This window comes from Flavobacterium sp. NKUCC04_CG, from assembly GCF_019345525.1.
Lineage (GTDB): Bacteria > Bacteroidota > Bacteroidia > Flavobacteriales > Flavobacteriaceae > Flavobacterium.
In genome coordinates this window covers 12,398-31,911 of record NZ_JAHKRA010000019.1, presented here as the reverse complement: position 1 = coordinate 31,911, position 19,514 = coordinate 12,398, and the positions used below count along the sequence as shown (strand labels likewise).

15 protein-coding genes are annotated in these 19,514 nt (G+C 35.7%); 12 read left to right on the top strand and 3 right to left on the bottom strand.

Annotation, left to right across the window (positions count from 1 at the left end):
- Window positions 1-95: 95 nt before the first annotated feature.
- From KO524_RS13015 to lgt, 5 genes are all read left to right on the top strand, one after another.
- On the top strand, window positions 96-1,211 hold the full coding sequence (locus tag KO524_RS13015) for an MBL fold metallo-hydrolase (protein WP_255555263.1): 1,116 nt from the start codon (window positions 96-98) through the stop codon (window positions 1,209-1,211).
- Between the two features lie 237 nt (window positions 1,212-1,448).
- Window positions 1,449-2,120, top strand: coding sequence for a GTP cyclohydrolase I FolE (folE, locus tag KO524_RS13010; RefSeq protein ID WP_219294649.1), 672 nt, complete (start codon window positions 1,449-1,451; stop codon window positions 2,118-2,120).
- 25 nt (window positions 2,121-2,145) lie between these two features.
- The gene (gene cysS / locus KO524_RS13005) at window positions 2,146-3,624 is read left to right on the top strand and encodes a cysteine--tRNA ligase (protein WP_219294647.1); all 1,479 of its coding nucleotides are present in this window, start codon (window positions 2,146-2,148) and stop codon (window positions 3,622-3,624) included.
- Window positions 3,625-3,677: 53 nt separating this feature from the next.
- Window positions 3,678-3,902 (top strand): membrane protein insertion efficiency factor YidD, encoded by a 225-nt coding sequence (gene yidD / locus KO524_RS13000; RefSeq protein ID WP_219294646.1) that lies wholly within the window; start codon window positions 3,678-3,680, stop codon window positions 3,900-3,902.
- Window positions 3,903-3,968: 66 nt separating this feature from the next.
- A complete protein-coding gene (lgt, locus tag KO524_RS12995; protein WP_219294644.1) occupies window positions 3,969-4,898 on the top strand; it encodes a prolipoprotein diacylglyceryl transferase in 930 nt (309 codons plus the stop codon).
- A 58-nt stretch (window positions 4,899-4,956) separates the two neighbouring features.
- On the opposite strand, the gene KO524_RS12990 is transcribed toward lgt, so the two are convergent.
- Window positions 4,957-6,465 (bottom strand): hypothetical protein, encoded by a 1,509-nt coding sequence (locus tag KO524_RS12990; RefSeq protein WP_219294643.1) that lies wholly within the window; start codon window positions 6,463-6,465, stop codon window positions 4,957-4,959.
- Between the two features lie 723 nt (window positions 6,466-7,188).
- Between KO524_RS12990 and KO524_RS12985 the strand changes: the two genes are divergently transcribed.
- The 7 genes from KO524_RS12985 to KO524_RS12955 all read left to right on the top strand — a co-directional run bounded on the left by KO524_RS12985 (window position 7,189) and on the right by KO524_RS12955 (window position 17,051).
- Window positions 7,189-8,373 (top strand): HEAT repeat domain-containing protein, encoded by a 1,185-nt coding sequence (locus tag KO524_RS12985; protein WP_219294641.1) that lies wholly within the window; start codon window positions 7,189-7,191, stop codon window positions 8,371-8,373.
- Window position 8,374: 1 nt separating this feature from the next.
- The gene (locus KO524_RS12980; protein WP_219294639.1) at window positions 8,375-9,835 is read left to right on the top strand and encodes a glycosyltransferase; all 1,461 of its coding nucleotides are present in this window, start codon (window positions 8,375-8,377) and stop codon (window positions 9,833-9,835) included.
- 64 nt (window positions 9,836-9,899) lie between these two features.
- Window positions 9,900-12,764, top strand: coding sequence for a tetratricopeptide repeat protein (locus KO524_RS12975; protein ID WP_219294638.1), 2,865 nt, complete (start codon window positions 9,900-9,902; stop codon window positions 12,762-12,764).
- A gap of 46 nt (window positions 12,765-12,810) precedes the next feature.
- A complete protein-coding gene (locus KO524_RS12970; protein ID WP_219294637.1) occupies window positions 12,811-14,862 on the top strand; it encodes a DUF4838 domain-containing protein in 2,052 nt (683 codons plus the stop codon).
- Window positions 14,863-14,940: 78 nt separating this feature from the next.
- A complete protein-coding gene (locus KO524_RS12965; protein ID WP_219294635.1) occupies window positions 14,941-15,450 on the top strand; it encodes a DUF1573 domain-containing protein in 510 nt (169 codons plus the stop codon).
- Between the two features lie 165 nt (window positions 15,451-15,615).
- The gene (locus KO524_RS12960) at window positions 15,616-16,389 is read left to right on the top strand and encodes a glucose 1-dehydrogenase (protein ID WP_219294634.1); all 774 of its coding nucleotides are present in this window, start codon (window positions 15,616-15,618) and stop codon (window positions 16,387-16,389) included.
- A 278-nt stretch (window positions 16,390-16,667) separates the two neighbouring features.
- Entirely contained in the window at window positions 16,668-17,051 is a 384-nt protein-coding gene (locus KO524_RS12955; RefSeq protein WP_219294633.1) for a hypothetical protein, read from the top strand.
- A 131-nt stretch (window positions 17,052-17,182) separates the two neighbouring features.
- On the opposite strand, the gene KO524_RS12950 is transcribed toward KO524_RS12955, so the two are convergent.
- Together KO524_RS12950 and guaB are read right to left on the bottom strand one after the other, a co-directional pair.
- Complete coding sequence (locus KO524_RS12950; protein ID WP_219294632.1) at window positions 17,183-17,401, bottom strand: PLDc N-terminal domain-containing protein; 219 nt, start codon at window positions 17,399-17,401, stop codon at window positions 17,183-17,185.
- Between the two features lie 613 nt (window positions 17,402-18,014).
- Complete coding sequence (guaB, locus tag KO524_RS12945) at window positions 18,015-19,487, bottom strand: IMP dehydrogenase (protein ID WP_219294698.1); 1,473 nt, start codon at window positions 19,485-19,487, stop codon at window positions 18,015-18,017.
- Window positions 19,488-19,514: the final 27 nt, after the last annotated feature.

Below are 19,514 nucleotides of genomic sequence, written 5' to 3'. Positions count from 1 at the left end.
ATATTCTAGAAATTACCTTTATATCTTAAAATTTTCCCTACCCAATAGTACAGCTTAAAAAGGATGCTTATTTTTGCTTATCAACTTTTACAAACATGACCTCTAAGAAGTTATTAAAAAAAATCCTCGGTATGGTATTGGGGATTGTACTCATTTTAGGTATAACCACATTTTTTTATATGATGCATCCTATATTTGGAAAACGGCCTTCAGGACAAAGACTTGAAATGATTCAGCAATCTCCGAATTACCGAAATGGTAAATTTCAAAATCAGCATCACACCCCTCAAATAGCAGAAAATTATAGCTATCCCAAGGCATTATACGAGTTCTTTTTTAAAAAATCACCCGATGTACGACCGACGAATCCGATACCTGCTATTCAACCGAACTGGGCAGATTTACCGAACAACAACTTTTTGATTTGGTTGGGGCATTCCTCGTATTATATGCAGATTGACGGTAAGCGTTTTTTAATCGATCCGGTTTTAAGCGGTTCGGTATCGCCGCTACCCGGTGGTGGTAAATCGTTTAAAGGCACAGAAATTTGTACTGTTGCCGATTTACCTGCTATCGATTTCTTGTTGATTACACACGATCATTATGACCATTTGGATTATGAGGCGATTAAGGCATTACAACCAAAAGTAGGTCGGGTTATTTGTGGATTGGGAGTCGGTGAACACTTGGAATATTGGGGTTATTCCCCTAATCAGATCATCGAAAAGGATTGGTACCAAACGATTGATTTGGGTGAAGGCTTTGTAGTACATACGGCTCCGGCACGTCATTTCTCTGGACGAAGTATTTGGTCTTCCAATACCTTGTGGATGTCTTATGTTTTACAAACACCATCAAAAAAATTGTACCTAGGAGGTGACAGCGGTTACGACACTCATTTTGCCGAAATTGGAGCTCAGTACGGTCCTTTTGATTTGGCGATTTTAGAAAACGGTCAATACAATCTGGCTTGGAAATACATTCACATGCAACCCGAAGAGGTATGGAAAGCCGCCGAAGAATTAAAGGCAAAAGCCTTGTTTCCGGTGCATTCTTCAAAATTTGCGTTAGCGAACCACGCTTGGAACGAGCCTTTGGAGCGAGTATGTCAGCTGCGACAAAAACATGCTATCGAATTGTATACGCCACAAATTGGACAACTGATTGACCTTGATAAAGCTGATCAAAACTTTTCAAGTTGGTGGAAATAATTAATCTTACAACAGGCTTAAGAAACCCAGGCTTTGCGCTAGGGATTGCAGCGGCATCCTCTCCTCGGCATAAAATGCCAAGGAGAGATATAGCGGAAAGCCCGACCCAAAGGGTAGCGCCCTAAAAACAAGGAATGCAAAGAGCGAACAAAGCGCGGTCTCTTTTTGTATTTTGCCTTACTTAGTCAACATTATTATTTATATTTGTACCGAATTTGTAATTAAATCTAAACACGAATGAATCAAGAAGAAACACTTCATGACGAAATAGGTGACGATCATATTGCTTCTAGCGAGCATACGCCTTTAAGAGCAGGCGCCTTTGATCGTTCTGACGATGAAAAAATCGAATCAATTAAGAAAGACGTAGAGAATATTTTATACACTTTGGGGATGGACCTTACTGATGACAGTATGAAGGGAACCCCAAACCGAGTTGCTAAAATGTTTGTAAAAGAAATTTTTGGAGGATTAAATCCAAAGAAAAAACCGAGTTCTTCTACGTTCGACAACAATTATAAATACGGTGAAATGCTGGTAGAAAAAAACATTACGGTTTATTCTACTTGTGAACACCATTTATTGCCAATTATCGGTAGAGCGCATGTAGCTTATATTTCAAACGGTACTGTTGTTGGTTTATCCAAAATGAACCGCATTGTCGATTATTACGCCAAACGCCCGCAAGTTCAAGAGCGTTTAACCATCCAAATTGTCAACGAGTTAAAACGCGTTTTAAACACGGAAGATGTTGCCTGTGTCATGGATGCGAAACACCTTTGTGTTAATTCTAGAGGAATACGCGATATTGAAAGCAGTACGGTAACGGCTGAATTCGGTGGTCGTTTTAAAGAAGATAAAGTACGCAGAGAGTTTTTGGATTATATCAAATTGGACACCCAATTCTAAATAGCATTAAAAATCCCAAATAATTATGACATTATATCAAAATCAAACTTTAAAAGTTTACAATTCCCTGACGGGGAAGAAAGAGGTTTTTACTCCCATTAACGAAGGTAAAGTGGGGATGTATGTTTGTGGACCTACGGTTTACAATTATGTACATTTAGGAAACTGTAGAACTTTTATCTCTTTTGATTTGGTCAATCGTTATTTCAAACATTTGGGCTATCAGGTGCGTTACGTTCGAAACATTACGGATGTAGGACATATTGTAGATGATGTAGATGAGGGTGAAGATAAAATCGCAAAAAAAGCGAGATTGGAACAGATTGAGCCTATGGAAGTGGTGCAGAAATACACCTTAAATTTCCATGCTATATTGAATCAATTCAACAATTTACCTCCCAATATCGAACCGACAGCTACGGGTCACATTATTGAGCAAATTGAAATTGTCAATGAAATCATCAAAAACGGTTTTGCTTATGAAGTAAACGGATCGGTTTATTTTGACGTTGAAAAATATAGTAAATCCTATCAATACGGTATTTTAAGCGGTCGAAATATAGATGATTTAATGTCAAATTCTCGCGAATTGGACGGACAGTCGGATAAGAAAAGTCCTCATGATTTTGCCCTTTGGAAAAAAGCCGAACCGCAACACATCATGCGTTGGCCATCGCCTTGGGGAGATGGTTTTCCAGGGTGGCATTTGGAGTGTACAGCCATGAGCACTAAATACTTGGGAAAACACTTTGATATTCACGGAGGAGGAATGGATTTAAAATTCCCACACCACGAATGCGAAATCGCTCAGAATGAAGCTTGTACAGGCAATACTCCAGTAAATTACTGGATGCACGCGAATATGCTGACTTTGAACGGTAAAAAAATGTCCAAATCAACGGGTAATAATATTTTACCTGAGGAATTGTTTTCAGGAGACAATGCGCTTTTAAGCAAAGCCTTTTCTCCTTCGGTTGCTCGTTTCTTCATCTTACAAGCACATTACAGAAGTATCCTGGACTTTTCTGACGAGGCTATACTCGCATCTGAAAAAGGTTTTAACAGGCTCTTAGAAGCGATTAAAAACTTGAATGAGATTACGCCTAGCACGGTATCTACTGTTGACATTGCTGCTTGGAAACAAAATTGTTATGATGCGATGAACGACGATTTTAACAGTCCTATCTTAATAGCACAGTTATTTGAAGCGGTTCGGTTGATTAATTTGTTGAAAGAGCAAAAAGAGCAGATTACTGCGGCTGATTTGATGGAGTTTTCCGCTGCTATTCACGCCTTTACTTTTGATGTATTGGGCTTGGAAGCTGCTGAATCTTCCACTCAAGCCAATGAAAAATTGCAACAAGTAGTTGACTTGCTAATTACTATGAGAAATGAAGCACGTGCCAATAAAAACTTTGCGTTGTCCGATGAAATTCGAGACAACCTCCTGGCTTTAGATATTCAACTAAAGGATGGAAAAGAAGGCACTACATTTACTTTATAATAAATATGGAGCTAGTAGATAAAATCTACTAGCTTTTTTTATTCTTTATCGTTATGCTTAAAAAAATCGCTATTTTTCCGTTTGTGGTTCTGATCCGTTTTTATCAGGCGGGTATTTCACCCTTTTTACCGTCAGCATGTCGGTACTCTCCTACTTGTTCTCATTATACCTTAGAGGCGTTACAAAAGCACGGTTTGTTTAAGGGAGGCTGGTTGGGTATCAAACGCATTGCAAGTTGCCATCCTTGGGGTGGTAGCGGTTATGATCCTGTTCCATAATAAAATCCAACGGAGACTTTTATCCTAAGCGATAAATATATACATTTACCTTTCAATACCTTTTATATGACATACGCATTAAATATTATATGGAATCCTAGCGAAGGTTGGGATTTGGGATTTTTTAAATTGCGCTTTTACAGCTTGATGTTTGTATTGGCCTTTGGTTTGGGATGGTTTATCATGAAAAAGATTTACGATCGCGAAGGAGAATCCGTTGAGAAACTCGACAAACTTTTTATTTATACCGTATTGGCAACCCTGATTGGGGCCAGATTGGGGCATGTCTTCTTTTATGATTGGGACTATTATAAACACAATCTTTTTGAAATTATTTCACCGGTACGTTTCTCTCCGAAATTCGAAATAGTCGGATTTAGCGGATTAGCCAGTCATGGTGCTGCTATTGCAATTATCTTGGTTATGATTTATTACAGTCGTAATGTTATCAAAAAACCTATATTATGGATACTGGACCGTATCGTTTTACCGGTAACTTTTGGCGGAGTATTCGTTCGTTTAGGTAACTTTTTTAATTCGGAAATCATCGGTCACGAAACCACTAGTGCTTTTGGAATTCGTTTTTTACGCGATAAATTCACACATAGAGAAGCTGTAGAAATCACGGGAATACCCGATTATAATCAAGCTTATAACGCCATTCAAAAAAACCCTGAGTTCTTACCTTATCTCAATGAAGTGGTTGCAAAACACCCTACGCAATTGTATGAAGCGTTTGGATATATCTTGGTCTTTGCCGTATTGTATTATATGTATTGGAAAACCGATGCTCGTAAAAAATTGGGATTGATTTTTGGTGTGTTCTTAGTTTTGCTATGGGCCGTACGTTTTATCGTAGAATTTGTTAAGGAAAGTCAGGGTGGTTTCGAAGGAGCCAATCCTATTCTATTAACTGGTCAATGGCTAAGCATTCCCTTTATACTTGTGGGAATTTACCTCTGGGTTACAGCAAAAAACAGGCCTTTTCAAGGCTAATTCACTTATTCGCGGATTTACGATTTACAATCCAAATCCGCGAATAAGCTTTTAAAAATCAATTCAATACCTTAATAAAATCCTCCACTGAGGGTTCTTCCACTTTTTTCCTTAATCGCTGCTTGGCCTTTTTAACGGCATCATAACTGATTCCCAATACTCTGGCTATTTCATGATTGTTCAACTCGAGTTTTGTTAAAAAAATTATTCGCAAATTATATTCCGTCAAGCTTGGGTAATTTGTTTTTAAATTTTTGTAAAACGAGGGAAATTCTTCTATAAAAGCCTGTTTAAAACCAATCCACTTCTCGTCGGTCATCAAATGAGATTTTAATAAATCATGAAGCCTACTTCCCTCAAATAAACTTGAAGGCTCCATAATAGTACCGCGCTTTTCAATGGGATAACTTATGCTAGCTAAGGGTAAATTTTGAAAATTTGATTGGCTGGTGTATCGATTTTGATTTCGTTCCGTTATGTTTTTCTCTAAATTTAATTTCTCGTATTCCAACAAGAGAATCTCCCTATTGAGATGGATTGTTTTGTTTTTAATTTTCATTCGATAACCGATAATTACGATTACTAAGATGAACAGAATAAAAATAATCCGAAACAATTGATTTAGAAAAAATTCCTTTTCCAAAATAGTCTGATTTAATCGAAATCTTTCGTCGTATAAACCCTTTTGGTATTTAAGCGTGATTGCATTAATATTATTTTGTTCCTTATCGGTATAGTCTATAGAATCTCTTAATTCATTCAAACGCTTTAGAATTGCAAATTCTTCACTTTGATCATCTAATTTCTTGTTTAACTCCAGTTTAATCTTCAAAATATCGTATTCATCCGAGACTAAATAACTCTTGCTTCTCGATAATTGTAAAGCTTCATCTAAATATTTTTTGGACTGAATGTAATCTTCTAATTGCATATAGAATAGCGCTAATTGCCTTTTTACAAACATTACTTGCATAGGAGAATTAGACTTTTCAGCTATGGAAAGATTTTTATGTAAATCATTTAAGGCCTCTACATATAAGCATTGGTCCAAATAGCTTTCGGCTTTACTATCTAATACTTTGGCATTTCGCAGTTGATCTTTGGTCTTAATGATGATATTGTCGGTATTATCAAGATAGACCGCTTGAGCATTATTAAAATCTATAGAGCCTAAAACAGCTTTAGCTTGCTGTAAATCAGAATTTCGAGCCAGGTTTTCTAGAAAAACCCATAAATAATGCTGGAAGCTATAATGATAGAACAGTTCTAAAACTGGATTAATCATATTTAAGACCAAGACGTTATTTTTTCTATTTTTATTCCACCACAAATGCATCACATCTAAAAACGAAATTTCACAGTAAGAAATACGACTAGAACAACTCCATCTATCATAATTCCATTTGGAAAAATTCAAAGCGCTTGACTCAACGACATCATAAATAGAAAAATCAAAAGCTTTTGTATAAGATTTTAAAGAGTTGTTAGCACTAACCATAAAAATATTTATCGACTCAAATTGAAGTATGGTCGTGTCATAGGCTTGGTATCCCCTCTTCCTTATCATCAAAGAACTATTATCCAAACAACAAATAGTTAACAATAGGGATAGAAATAGAAAATAAAATAGTGATTTCAAGTTAATGGTTGTCGTTAAAAAACGCTTACTAAAAAATATAAATTTTTTATTACTGTAGATTCGAAAAATGAAAAAGCATATTTAAAAAATAAAAAAATTTAAGTAATTGGTTAAATATGTTTAGACACCAAATAACTAAAAAGTCACAAAATATTTTTACTTAAACAGATATACGCTTTACTTTTTAGTCATTAAAATCATGATGATATACGTTTTAATACACATATAATCATAATTACAATAACATTAATAGTACTTTATGTGAATAAAACAAATAAAAAATAAAAATATTCAACTTTAAAATTTCCTGATAAACTCCAGTTACCTCTTCTAAAAATAAAAAAAATCTCTTTTAATGTCCCCTTATGACAAACCCAGACTAGCTCAATAATCGAAATAAACAGTTCCTTTCAAACTCTATTAATTTAAAGACAAAAAACAAATAAGTTACTGAAAATCAGTATTTAAAAAAATGTCCCTCAATTGTCCCCTACATTGTCTCGACAAAAATTGATAGAAAAACAAATCACTAATTAGTTTTACACTCATAAAATTAAATCGGTTCATCAAACTTCAAAAGGGTGTTTTAATTACTTAAGAACATGCTTGCACCGACTTTCTGAAAAAAAATAAAATTTAAAAAATCAAAACATGAGCTTAGCGTTTTATCTGAAATACTATTTTTATTATTTAGAAGCTGAATACGAAGCTGCTTCAGCCGTAATAAAAGTGACCGTTTTACTTGCTACTTTTTTGATGGTTGTTTTTATATTTTCGATTGTACACATTATAGTACTTAATCTTACTTACCTCCGTAAAAAACGAATTAAAGAACAGTTTATGAGTTTTTACAGAGAAAAACTCCACGAAATTCTAATTAATCCACAACAGTTGTCCGAAATTGCGATTACAGACCTTTTAAGAAACTCCCGTATTTCCTATGGTAAGAAAAATAAAAATCTGTATACCGAATGCTTGATTGAGCTGATTAGTCAGATAAAAAACGCTGGAAAAACCATAAATAGTAAGAATTTATTGATGGTTATGAATCATTTACAACTTCCTAATTACTGGCAAGCTGCTCTTTTAAAAGGCCGATTACTAAAACGAAAAGAAGCACTCAGGAAAATGGATCAATTGGAACAATTGCTTTCCGGTTCTCTGTTATTACATTCTGTTTACCATAGAAACAAGGATTTTAGAAAACAGTCGCGTGCAGCTTTTATAGAATACGACAAAAACAATCCCTATACCTTTTTTGAGGAAAATTTTGATAAGGATTTCAATGCTTTAGACGAGCTTCGAGTACATCATTATTTAACAAAAAAAGCAGCAACGCATGAATTACCTGATTTATCTCGTTGGGTAGAAAATGCAACGCTAATTGATTTTAAACGATTCATTATACAAGAAATAGGACTATTTCGTCAATACAACTGTGGCGATTTCTTGATTCAAATACTACCAACAGAAGCCAATACACATATTCAAAAACAAATCATAGAGACTTTGGGTGTTCTGGATTATAAGGCCGCAGACCGTACGCTGATTGCTATGTATTCCAGCTCATTAGCCCTACTTCAAAAAGCGATTATCAACACTTTGTCAAAATTGAAAACCGAGAGAACACTAGCGTTTCTCGGTGAAAGCTACCAACAAAGTCACGACAACAGCATCAAAATTCAATTGGCCTATGCCTTAACGGACTATGGATTCGAAGGCCAATTAAAAATGGAATCACTCTCCGAAGTCAATAGTCCCTTTGACTCAGAAATATTAGCTGAAGTAAGGTTTTCGCATAGCCAAAACACATGCCAAACTCTTGTTCCCAATTAATATGGAATCCTTTATACAATTTTACCAGTATGCCATCTTTTTTTACGCTACTATACTCGTTGTGATATCTTTGTTTCTGGCTTTTTTCGGTTACCTCAATACCTTTAAAAACAAACTAAAATACACTAAGGTAGAAGAAAACATTTTGTTAGCACATCCGGAAATCGCACCTCCAATCTCTATAGTAGCAGGAGCCTATAACGAAGAAGTGGTTGTGGTTGATGCAACTCGAGCTTTTCTAGATTTGGAATATCCCAATTTTGAAGTAGTTATTGTAAATGATGGCAGTAAAGACGACACCCTAAAATTACTTATTGAGGCTTTTGACTTGATTGAAGTGCCCCATTATATCATTGAAAAAGTAATCAGTCAGCCGATTAAAAGAATTTATAAATCCACGAATTCCCTATATAGAAAACTTACTATAGTGGATAAAAAAAATGGAGGCACTAAGGCCGATGCTATGAATGCAGGACTTAATATTGCCAAATACGACTACTTCGTAAACACGGATGTTGACTGTATATTAGCCAAAGATACCTTAAGTAAAGTCGTATTGCCTGTACTTGATTCCAAAATACCTGTAATTGCAGTGGGTGGGACTATGCGGATGGTCAATGGTTGCGAAATTGATCGTGTTCAAATAACTCGAGTTCGTCCGCCACGTAGTTTTTTTCCCATATTTCAAGAAACCGAATACCTACGATCATATTTAATTACAAAAATGGGTTGGGCTTTTTTTAATGCTATTCCAAATGTATCTGGCGGTTTTGGATTGTTTGACAAAAAAATAGTGATTGCAGCAGGTGGTTACGACGGTGAGTCTCATGCAGAGGATATGGACATGACCTTACGCATGATTGCTCATATGAAAGATCACAATTTGCCATACAAAATAGTCAATACTCCACACAGTTGCTGTTGGACAGAAGGCCCGCCAAATCTCAAGATTTTATACCGTCAACGTTCGCGTTGGGGTCGCGGACTATTGCAAATTTTCTTTGTTCATCATCGTTTTTTGTTTAATAAAAAATACGGAAGAATGGGCTTGGTTACACTACCTTATATCTTAATATTTGAGTTATTAGCACCGCTTATAGAAATCCTTGGCTTTTTTTTACTGCTCTATTTATTCTTTACTTCACAAATCAATGTGAAAACATTTTGGCTGATGTTTGCTTATGTTTATCTCATTGGATTATGCATATCAATTTTAACCATTTCCCTGGATTTTTCGGTTAAAAAACAATACCGAACCATGTTTGAATATGTTCAACTCATTATCTCATCCTCACTAGAAGCCTTTTTATATCATCCCTTTATTATCTTTTTTACACTTGCTGGTTACATACAGCTCTTAACTCGTAAGGAATTTAAATGGGGACAAATGACTCGTAAAGGGTTTTCTCAAACGGATAAGTCTGCGACTTCCGACGAAAAAGCCAATCCGCCTTTATCCTAATTCTTTTTTAAACTAACTCAAATTGATTAAGATATCACTGTTTATTCTTAATTACCCACTATCAATGACACGAATAATAACCAATCAATTAGCTCCAAATCACACCAATCGCATAGTGACACTGCTTATGTTTTTCTTTTTAAGCCTTTCTTCCTACGGTCAGACCGCAATAGATTTAACGAATAAAGTAGAGATCCATACTAAAATTAATGAATTGTATAAAAATGGAGACTGGGACACTGCCAAAAATTGGCTGGTAAAAGCAATCGAAAAATACCCCAATGATGCCGAACTACGCATATTACTTGGGAAGTACTATATTGAGAAGAAACAATATAAGAAAGCACTTTTCGAATTAAATAAATCTTTGGAGTTTAATCCAAATAATCTAGATGTTAAAAAATTATTACTGCATATCGAAACGGTAACCCAACGATATTCTAGTGCTATTGGCTATGTAAATGAACTGCTGGAGTCCAGCCCTTATTCGAAGGACCTATGGCTAAAAAAAATTGATTTATACCGACAACAAGGTAATCCAACAGAAGCCAATAGACTATTAAAAAGGTTGTCAGACATCTATCCTGAAGATCAATCCATTCTCCGTGATATCAACTACCAAATGGAGGTTACTATCGACCAAAAAAACAAACAAGGCTACTACGATGAGGCCATAGAGTTGAATAAAAAACTATTGAAAACCAATTCAAACAACATCAAAAATTATTTGAATTTGATCAATACCTATATTAAAATAGGCGATTATTCCAATGCACTAATCATTACTGATAGAGGGCTGAATCAATTCCCAAATGACCCCGATTTGGTTTTAAAGAAACTGAGTTTATACGACCAAAGTCAGCAATACGAAGCCGGTTTAAAATATATCAATCAGCAAAAAAAAGCCACTCCTTCGATGAACTTGGACAAACAAAACAAGTATTTTCTCAGTTCGTCCGCACAAGCTGCTAAAGACGGTAGTCTCTTTGTTTTATTCGGTAAGCTTTTAGACAAAAATCCCGCAGATACTGAGGCTTTTGAGATTGTCTTCAATCAACTTGTCTCCCAGCATCAATACGATGAAGCTCTTATGGTTTTAAACCGCCATAGAGCAGCCATCGGAACTTCAAAGAAACTGGCTTTAAAAGAACTAAACTTGTTTAAAGCAATGGGAAACACCTCTAAAATTAAAAGCATTACAAGAAAATTAAATACGGATTACCCCAATGATTTGGATCTAGAAGCGGCCTATGCTCAAATATCCATTGCCGATGCCAAAGATGCCATGGCAGATTCCAATTACCCTCTAGCCATTGAACTTTGGAAAATAGTTCAGAATCACGGCGATCAAGAGCAAAGAAATTCAGCAAATACAGGTCTTTACAATGCCTATTTTCAATCAGCAAATTACAATAAAGCCGAAGAGGCTTTAAACACCCTGCTCAGCATACAACCTCAGCAAGCGAATCTTTATTTTAAAAAAGCCAATCTATATTATCTACTCAACCGCCCAGATCAAGCTCCATTAATTTACGAAGAAGGTTTACAGAAAACCGAATACAAAGACCGTTTCTACGCACTTATCGGCTATGAAGAATTGATGGTAAAAATAATTAAAGACGCCTTAGAAAACCATGCCATTCCAGTAGCCCTCAATTATGCCCAGCACTGGTTGACGCAAGATCCTCTTAACAAACAAGCATTGGAATATGCAATAAGCACTGCTGCAACCATGAAAAAATGGGACTTGATGAAACATTATGCAGCGATTGCTACTCAAACCTATGCCGAAGACGTTACTTTTAAAATAAAACTAGCAGAATCCATTCAATTGGGCAACAACAATTATGAGGAGGCGCTCGATTTAATGATTCAAGAAATCGAGACCAACCCCTATCATCAGAAATCCAATGCAGCCTTTATCGCAACAGTCGTCACGTATTCTCCTCAATTATTAAAAGAGAAAAAATCAGCGCGCCTATTGGAATTAACGAATAAAGCTTTACGGCTCGACCCTAAGAATAAAGAAATCAAATATTTAAAAGGCTTGGCCTACGAGCAACAAAAAAACGATTCTGCCTACTATTACCAACGCTATTACGAACCCACATTATTGGAATATAGCAGTTTTAAACAGCGCTTAAATTATTTGCATCAAAAAAGTCTAAAAAACGAAATTAACCTGACCCACGCTATTTCAAATTTTGACGACAACAGCACTAAGCTTAACACTTCTAGTTTTGAATACAGTCGAATTGGGAAAAACCAATATTGGACTGGCCGTTTAAATTATACCGGAAGATCTGGAGGACAGGGAATACAAGCCGTTGCAGCATGGAATAAAAAATGGAAAACCAACTGGTCACATCAAATAGAGTTTGGAATGGCCAACGACTATTTTCCCAAACTAATCGCTCAAGCGGCGTTAAACCGATATTGGAGCAAAGACTGGGAAACAGAAATCGGTTTGGGATATAGACGACTAACTACTGATGAAAAACTGTATAATGTAGTTGTAAGCGTTTCCAAGGAAATCAATGATTTTCGCTTAAGCCTAAAACTCAATCAATTTTCTTTAGATAAAAATTGGTTTTACAATCTCAACTTTACCGGCAAATATTTTATCGATACTCCTAAGGATTATATCTTATTTCAAACCGGAATCGGTTCAAGTACTGATGTCGATGTAATTGACATACAAAACCTCCGTACTTTTTCGATAAATAACACTCAAGTAGGCGCTGGATTTGGTCGATTACTAACAAAAAACGTATCGGCAAACATCATCGGAAGTTGGCACAATTTTAAAAATCAAAATGAAACAGTGGTTCATGAAAATGACGACAATTCAAACGATACAGACATAACGACACCTGCAATTTATAAAAATTTTTATACCCTATACTTCAATATACATGTCGCTTTTTAAAATTTATTTCTGTTCACTGTTCGCTTTACTATCAAGCTGTCAGACCATGGAATCAAACACTTTGAATTCCGAAGTTTTTGTAGTGCTAAATAATAAAGCAACACCTATTCCAAATAAATGGGCAGACTACCTCTATACCCATCTAAAAAACAGAAGTATTTCTGGCCCTAAAATCATACAAAAAAACAGCCAAAGCGAACTAACAAAAGGTGAATTTGGATTGCAAATAGAAGTTCGTCCTTCAAGTACTTTTAGTTATGAAATTGTTCGAGATAAAAACAAACTTCTATTAATTTGCCGTTCAGAAGCTATTGCATTATGGCTTATTTACGAACTGATCGAAAAAATAGGTCAAGACAATCTCGGACTCGCCGTAGAAGATTTACCGCCAGCTACTATCGATTTTGTGACTTCTAAAAAAGAATTTGATTTTGATTATAGAGAACCCTTTTTCGCGCCCAATACCGACATTGACCATGCCCGTATAATGGGAAATAACTCAATCGACACCGATTGGGGAATCTGGGGGCATCAATTAGCACAAATTATAGACAATCAGAATCCAGATACACAGGCAGAAATCAACGGAACTAAAACAAAACAGCAATTTTGTTTTAGTTCCCCTTTGCTCTATTCTCAAGTTAAGGCTTATATTATTGATCAACATGGACTAACTCCATCACTAAATTTTATGTTAGCGCCAAACGACAATGATCTGGTATGTAACTGTAAACTATGCCTAACTGCTCAAAATACGGCAACCAATGCTTCTCCATCAGTTTTACGATTCAACAATCGATTGGCAAAAGATTTTCCCACGGCACATTTTTTTATGTTGGCCTATCGAACAACTCAAAATCCAGGCATCGTAAGATTAGAAAAAAATGTTGGAATATTTTTAAGTACCATCCATTTGCCCAAAGGACAACTACTGGATGAAAACTCCCAACAATTCGAAAGCTTTAAACAGCAAATCCTCAACTGGAAAAAACTAACTGCTGCAGTTTACTTATGGGATTACGCAGCGAATTTTGACGACTATTTAACGCCAATTCCCGTACTCATCGGCTTTCAAAAACAAGCACAACAATTTAAATCACTCGGAGTCACTGGCCTTTTCCTGCATGCAAGCGGATATGATTATGCCCCTTTTGACGATGTAAAAACCTATGTTATTTCAGCTCTTATGAGGCATGTTGACCAAGACGTAAATAAATTGGTTGCTACTTATTTAAAACATTTTTATCCTAAATCACATCAGCTATTGACAAATTATTATAGTGAATTGGAATATAATTTTCAGCAAAGCCAACGCCACTATGACTTATACAGTAGTTTCGATGACCTTAAAAACAGCTATTTTAATACGGTCCAATTCACCGAATTTTATAAGTCACTACACCAAATCATACCCACAACCCACAATAGCGAAAGGGTAAAACTGGAAAAGCTATATAGCGCCTTGGGTTTTACACAATTGCAAACTGCCTATTCATGCGGTATCGCAACAGAAGGAGCTTTTTCGCTTATCAATGGGCAAATAAACGTAAAGAGCGATATAGAAAAGGAGATCCACCGTTTAGAAAAAGATTTTAAACAGCATAAGATTTTAAACTATAGTGAACGCAATACGATAGACTCCTATTTAAACCAATGGCAGGAATGGATTAAGAAGCCTTATTCAATAAAGCCGATCAAAACGAATCAACTCGAATCTAAAAATATAGATTTAAAGGGATTAACAGATGGAAAATTGGGCTTTAGCCGTGATTTTTTACTTGGTTGGACTATAGGTACTAAGGATTTAGAATTTCAAATAAGTCAATTACCCACCGGAAGCTTCCAAGTTAAAATGCGCTTCCTCAACGACCCTACCCATCATATTTACCCGCCCAAAGAAGTTCGGATTACCGATTCAGATTCCCTACAGCAATGGCTAATTACTGTCTCAAAAAACAATGACAACACCGTCGAATACACCTTTACTACGAAAGACCTTGATAGTAATGCCTCCTCCATAGATATAAAAATATTCAACCAAACAGCGACTAAAAGCCAATGGGCATGCGATGAAATCCAAATTTCCAGCAACCAATAACATAAAACCGCCACTGTAAATAAGTGTAGAACTACTAAATTATAAAAGACCGTTTTGAACTCCTTAACTCCACAACCTATGATAAAACGATACTACATCACATGCTGCTTAGTACTTACTTTGATGTCGTGTAATAGTGATTTGACTAAACATAAAACGAATATAGAAATCCAAGATAATAATCGGCATTATTCCCCTATCCTATACGAACAAATGATAGAACTGGTGTATAAAATTAAAAATACGGGTAAGGCTCCGTTGGTCATCAGTGATATTTTCACTTCTTGTGCTTGTATTGTCATCAATGATGGTACAACAAAAATGATTCCCATTGGCAAAGAGGGGTTTATACGACTAAGTTACACTGCCTCCATGAATATCGGATATGCAAAACATCATATCTCCATTTTTGGCAATTTTGAGGATAATGAGCCCAGGGAATTAATTTTTGATATACACATAGTGCCCAGTCAACTCCTTATCAAAGACTATGAGGATGTATTCCGGGAAGAAAATTTAAAAAAAGGAGGCTTAAAAACATTTATTGATGGTGATGAGTCCCATAAAGGATATTATGTTGATGAATGAAGTACTTCTTTATAAAAACGGACCACAACAATATATAAATCAATACTTTTTGAATTATAACTCATAAATCATATTTTTTATGTAAATTGTAAAAGAAAGCAACAACATTAAATGAATCTATAGTACTGTCATTTCTTCAATAACAACATCATTTATAAATGCGATATGGATACGTCAAAACTCTTTAATCTAACCGGAAAAACAGCTATAGTAACCGGTGGTGCAGCTGGAATAGGGAAAGCCAGTTGTCAAATATTAGCTGCTTATGGCGCTCAAGTGGTTGTATCGGACTACAATTTAGAGGCTGCAAAGCAAACGGCTGACGAGATTCAAAAAAGTGGTGGAAAGGCCTTGGCAATTCACTGCGATGTCACAAAAGATGAAGCCCTAGTTAACTTGGTAGATCAAACGATTTCAGTTTACGGAGGAATACATATTTTGGTTAACAATGTAGGTGGTGGTGGCGCTGGCAGGGAAAACCCAGAAAAAATAGATGTAGCTCAATTTGCCAAAGTATTTGAAATGAATGTATTTAGTATGTGGAGGTTGTGTCAATTGATAGCACCATATATGAAGAAGGAAGGTTATGGAAGTATCATCAATATATCTTCTATGGCTTCCATCAATACCAGTCCGGCTATCAGTGCTTATGCTTCGTCAAAAGCAGCTGTAAATCATATGACCAGAAACATTGCCTTTGATTACGGTCCCGAAATCCGTGTCAATGCCATCGGACCAGGTGCTGTTAGAACTCATGCTCTAAGCACGGTTTTAACTCCAGAGATAGAGAAACGCATGCTTCAACATACCCCGTTACAGAGATTAGGTGAACCCGAAGATATTGCTGGGGCTGTGTTGTATTTTGCAGCGCCTATATCGAGTTGGACAAGCGGGCAAGTATTGTTTGTCAATGGTGGTGGTGTGCAAACTTTGGATTAGAGGTAAACTGATACATTCACATATTATACCTCACTGCCTTTGTCTAGATAATTCTACAGTGAACCAGTTGCCTTTGTTATTCATGCGATTTTAATTTTCATCAAAATCCATACGTATTATCGTACTGTCAAACTTTTAAAAAACAGAACAAAACCCACATTTCAAAATAAAAAACTTTATTTTTTGATTTGTAAAGCTATAAAAATCACTTTTAATCGTTAATATATTTCAAAAAACGTGTATTGTTTTTAATTATCAACCCAAAATACCTTTTAGCTATGAAAAAGATTTTATTTGTATTGGCTGTATTGAGTGTAACTTACTCTTGTGCAATTGCCCAAAATACTAAGGAAAAGACTTCAAAAAAAGCAGAGGTTGCTAAAACAGAAAAAAATAAAACTGTCGAGAAAGACAATGTTTGTTTACTTACCGATAATGATGAAATTAGAAGTTTCGCAGATGGCAAAATAACCCATCCTTCTAGTATTCCAAGAATCAAAAAAGACATTTCTAAATTGACCTCTTGTGCTATAGCAAACATCAAAATAATTAGTGGTAAAGATTCAGGAAATACTGCGGAATACATCGCTTGTGTTTGTGGAACAAAAATGATTTTTAAAGCCGACTACTCAATGAACATTAAAACGGTTACGGAATTATAAAGATTTTTATGAGAACAATAAACCAAAAAAGTGAGATTATAGTCTCACTTTTTTTATAAAAATCCTCGATATAAAATTTACATTAGATACTTAAAACGCTAAGCATTAAAATCAAAACACAGAACTATTCCTTAAGAGGTTGCAAATTTTCCTTTCTTGCCCGAGGTGTAGTGTTTTAAGAGGTAAATGATTGTTCCTAAAAACGGTAGCGCAAGTATGATTACCATCCAATATGTTTCCTTACTCTTTTTAGTCTCCTTCTTATACAATATGCTTAATGCCCATATTAATGAGATTGCATATAATAAAGACCCATAAAATACTTGGTTTTGTGATGCCATGGTTTCCATAAGTAATTGCGTTATTAAATTAGCTTGTTTATCAATCTGTTTGTCTGTAGCAAATGTATTTCATATCCGTGCAATGGGTGTTTCTACTACATTATTGCTAGGTTACTAAAACGTTAACAAATTTTATTTAATTCCAGCAAATAACCGCATTAATCTCATTTTTTAACTGAATTTTAAGTTAAAAACAAAAATATAGTTGATTAAATTATACAATATGCCTATAAATCACTTATCCATATTGACAACTTAAACTCTAATTTTTTAGTACTATGCGAAAAACTATTTCTACATCAAAATCACCACATAATTTAAAAGTCAAAACCATACTAGTTGATTTTATCAGATTATTCCTACGAAATTAAAACAAAAGGATTCGGCGTGGATTAAATGCTGCCGTAGGTATATCAAAATCAACAGTTACTGCAAAAAAAATAAGCCCTCTCACATCTGGAGGCGGCCTATTTTGTAAAATATTTTTATTTAAATATGGATTGTTATTATTTCCAATTTTTAACCGAAAAAAACATTTATTATCAATTAAAAAAAATTAGAAAACAAAGAGGCTGCCCTTACAGACAGCCTCTTAAATATTTAATCTTAGTCCAAACTAAAACTATCTTGAATAATTCGGAGCTTCTTTAGTAATCGTAACATTATGTGGGTGACTTTCGCCTATACCCGATGCAGTTAAACGGATAAAACGAGAAGTTTTTTGAAGTGTTTTCACGTCTTTAGCTCCACAGTAACCCATACCAGCACGTAGTCCTCCGATGAATTGTTGCATGCTTTCATCCAACTCTCCTTTATACGGAACACGTCCTACGATACCTTCTGGCACCAATTTCTTTACATCGTCTTCAACATCTTGGAAATAACGGTCTTTAGAACCTTCCTTCATCGCTTCAACCGATCCCATACCGCGGTATGATTTGAATTTTCTACCTTCAAAAATGATGGTTTCACCCGGAGATTCCTTAGTACCTGCTAACATCGACCCCAACATCACACAGTCAGCACCTGCTGCCAAGGCTTTAGGTATATCTCCTGTATAACGAATTCCTCCATCACCAATAACTGGGATTCCCGTTCCTTCCAATGCCGCAGCTACTTCTAAAATAGCTGAAAATTGAGGAAAACCAACTCCTGCCACTACTCTTGTAGTACAGATTGATCCAGGTCCAATTCCAACCTTAACCGCATCAGCACCATTTTCAACTAAAAACAAAGCCGCTTCTGGAGTAGCGATATTTCCAACCACTACGTCAATTTGAGGAAAGTTGCTCTTAACGTCTTTTAAGACACTAATTACACCTTTGGAATGTCCATGAGCCGTATCAATAATCAAGGCATCTACTCCCGCTGCAACTAGTGCAGCAGCACGTTCCACAGCATCGGCAGTTACTCCTAATGCAGCAGCTACGCGAAGTCTACCAAATTTATCTTTATTGGCATTCGGTTTTTGTGTCAATTTGGTAATATCTCTAAAAGTGATTAATCCCACTAATTGATAATTACTATTGACTACAGGAAGTTTTTCGATTTTATTTTCTTGAAGAATACCCTCAGCTTCAGGTAAAGTTGTACCCTCTGCCGCTGTAACAATATTTTCTTTAGTCATCACTTCCAAAATAGATCGTTCGTTTATTTTTTCAAAACGAAGATCGCGATTGGTAACGATTCCCTTTAATACCATATTCTCATCAACTACTGGTATACCACCAATACCGTATTCGGCCATGGCTCTTTTAGCATCACCAACATTAGCAGATAATGGCAAAGTCACTGGATCGATAATCATACCGGACTCTGCGCGTTTAACCTTGCGAACTTCAGCAGCTTGCTGTTCTATAGTCATGTTTTTATGCAACACACCGATACCTCCCTCACGAGCCATAGCAATAGCCATCGCACTTTCAGTAACCGTATCCATAGCAGCAGAAACTATAGGAACATTTAACGTAATGTTTTTGGAAAATTTTGATTTAATACTTACCTCTCTTGGTAAGATCTCTGAGTAACTTGGTATTAACAATACATCGTCGTATGTCAATCCCTCTCCTATGATTTTAGCTGTATGTGCTTTCATTGCAATTTGTAGTTGAATTGCACGCAA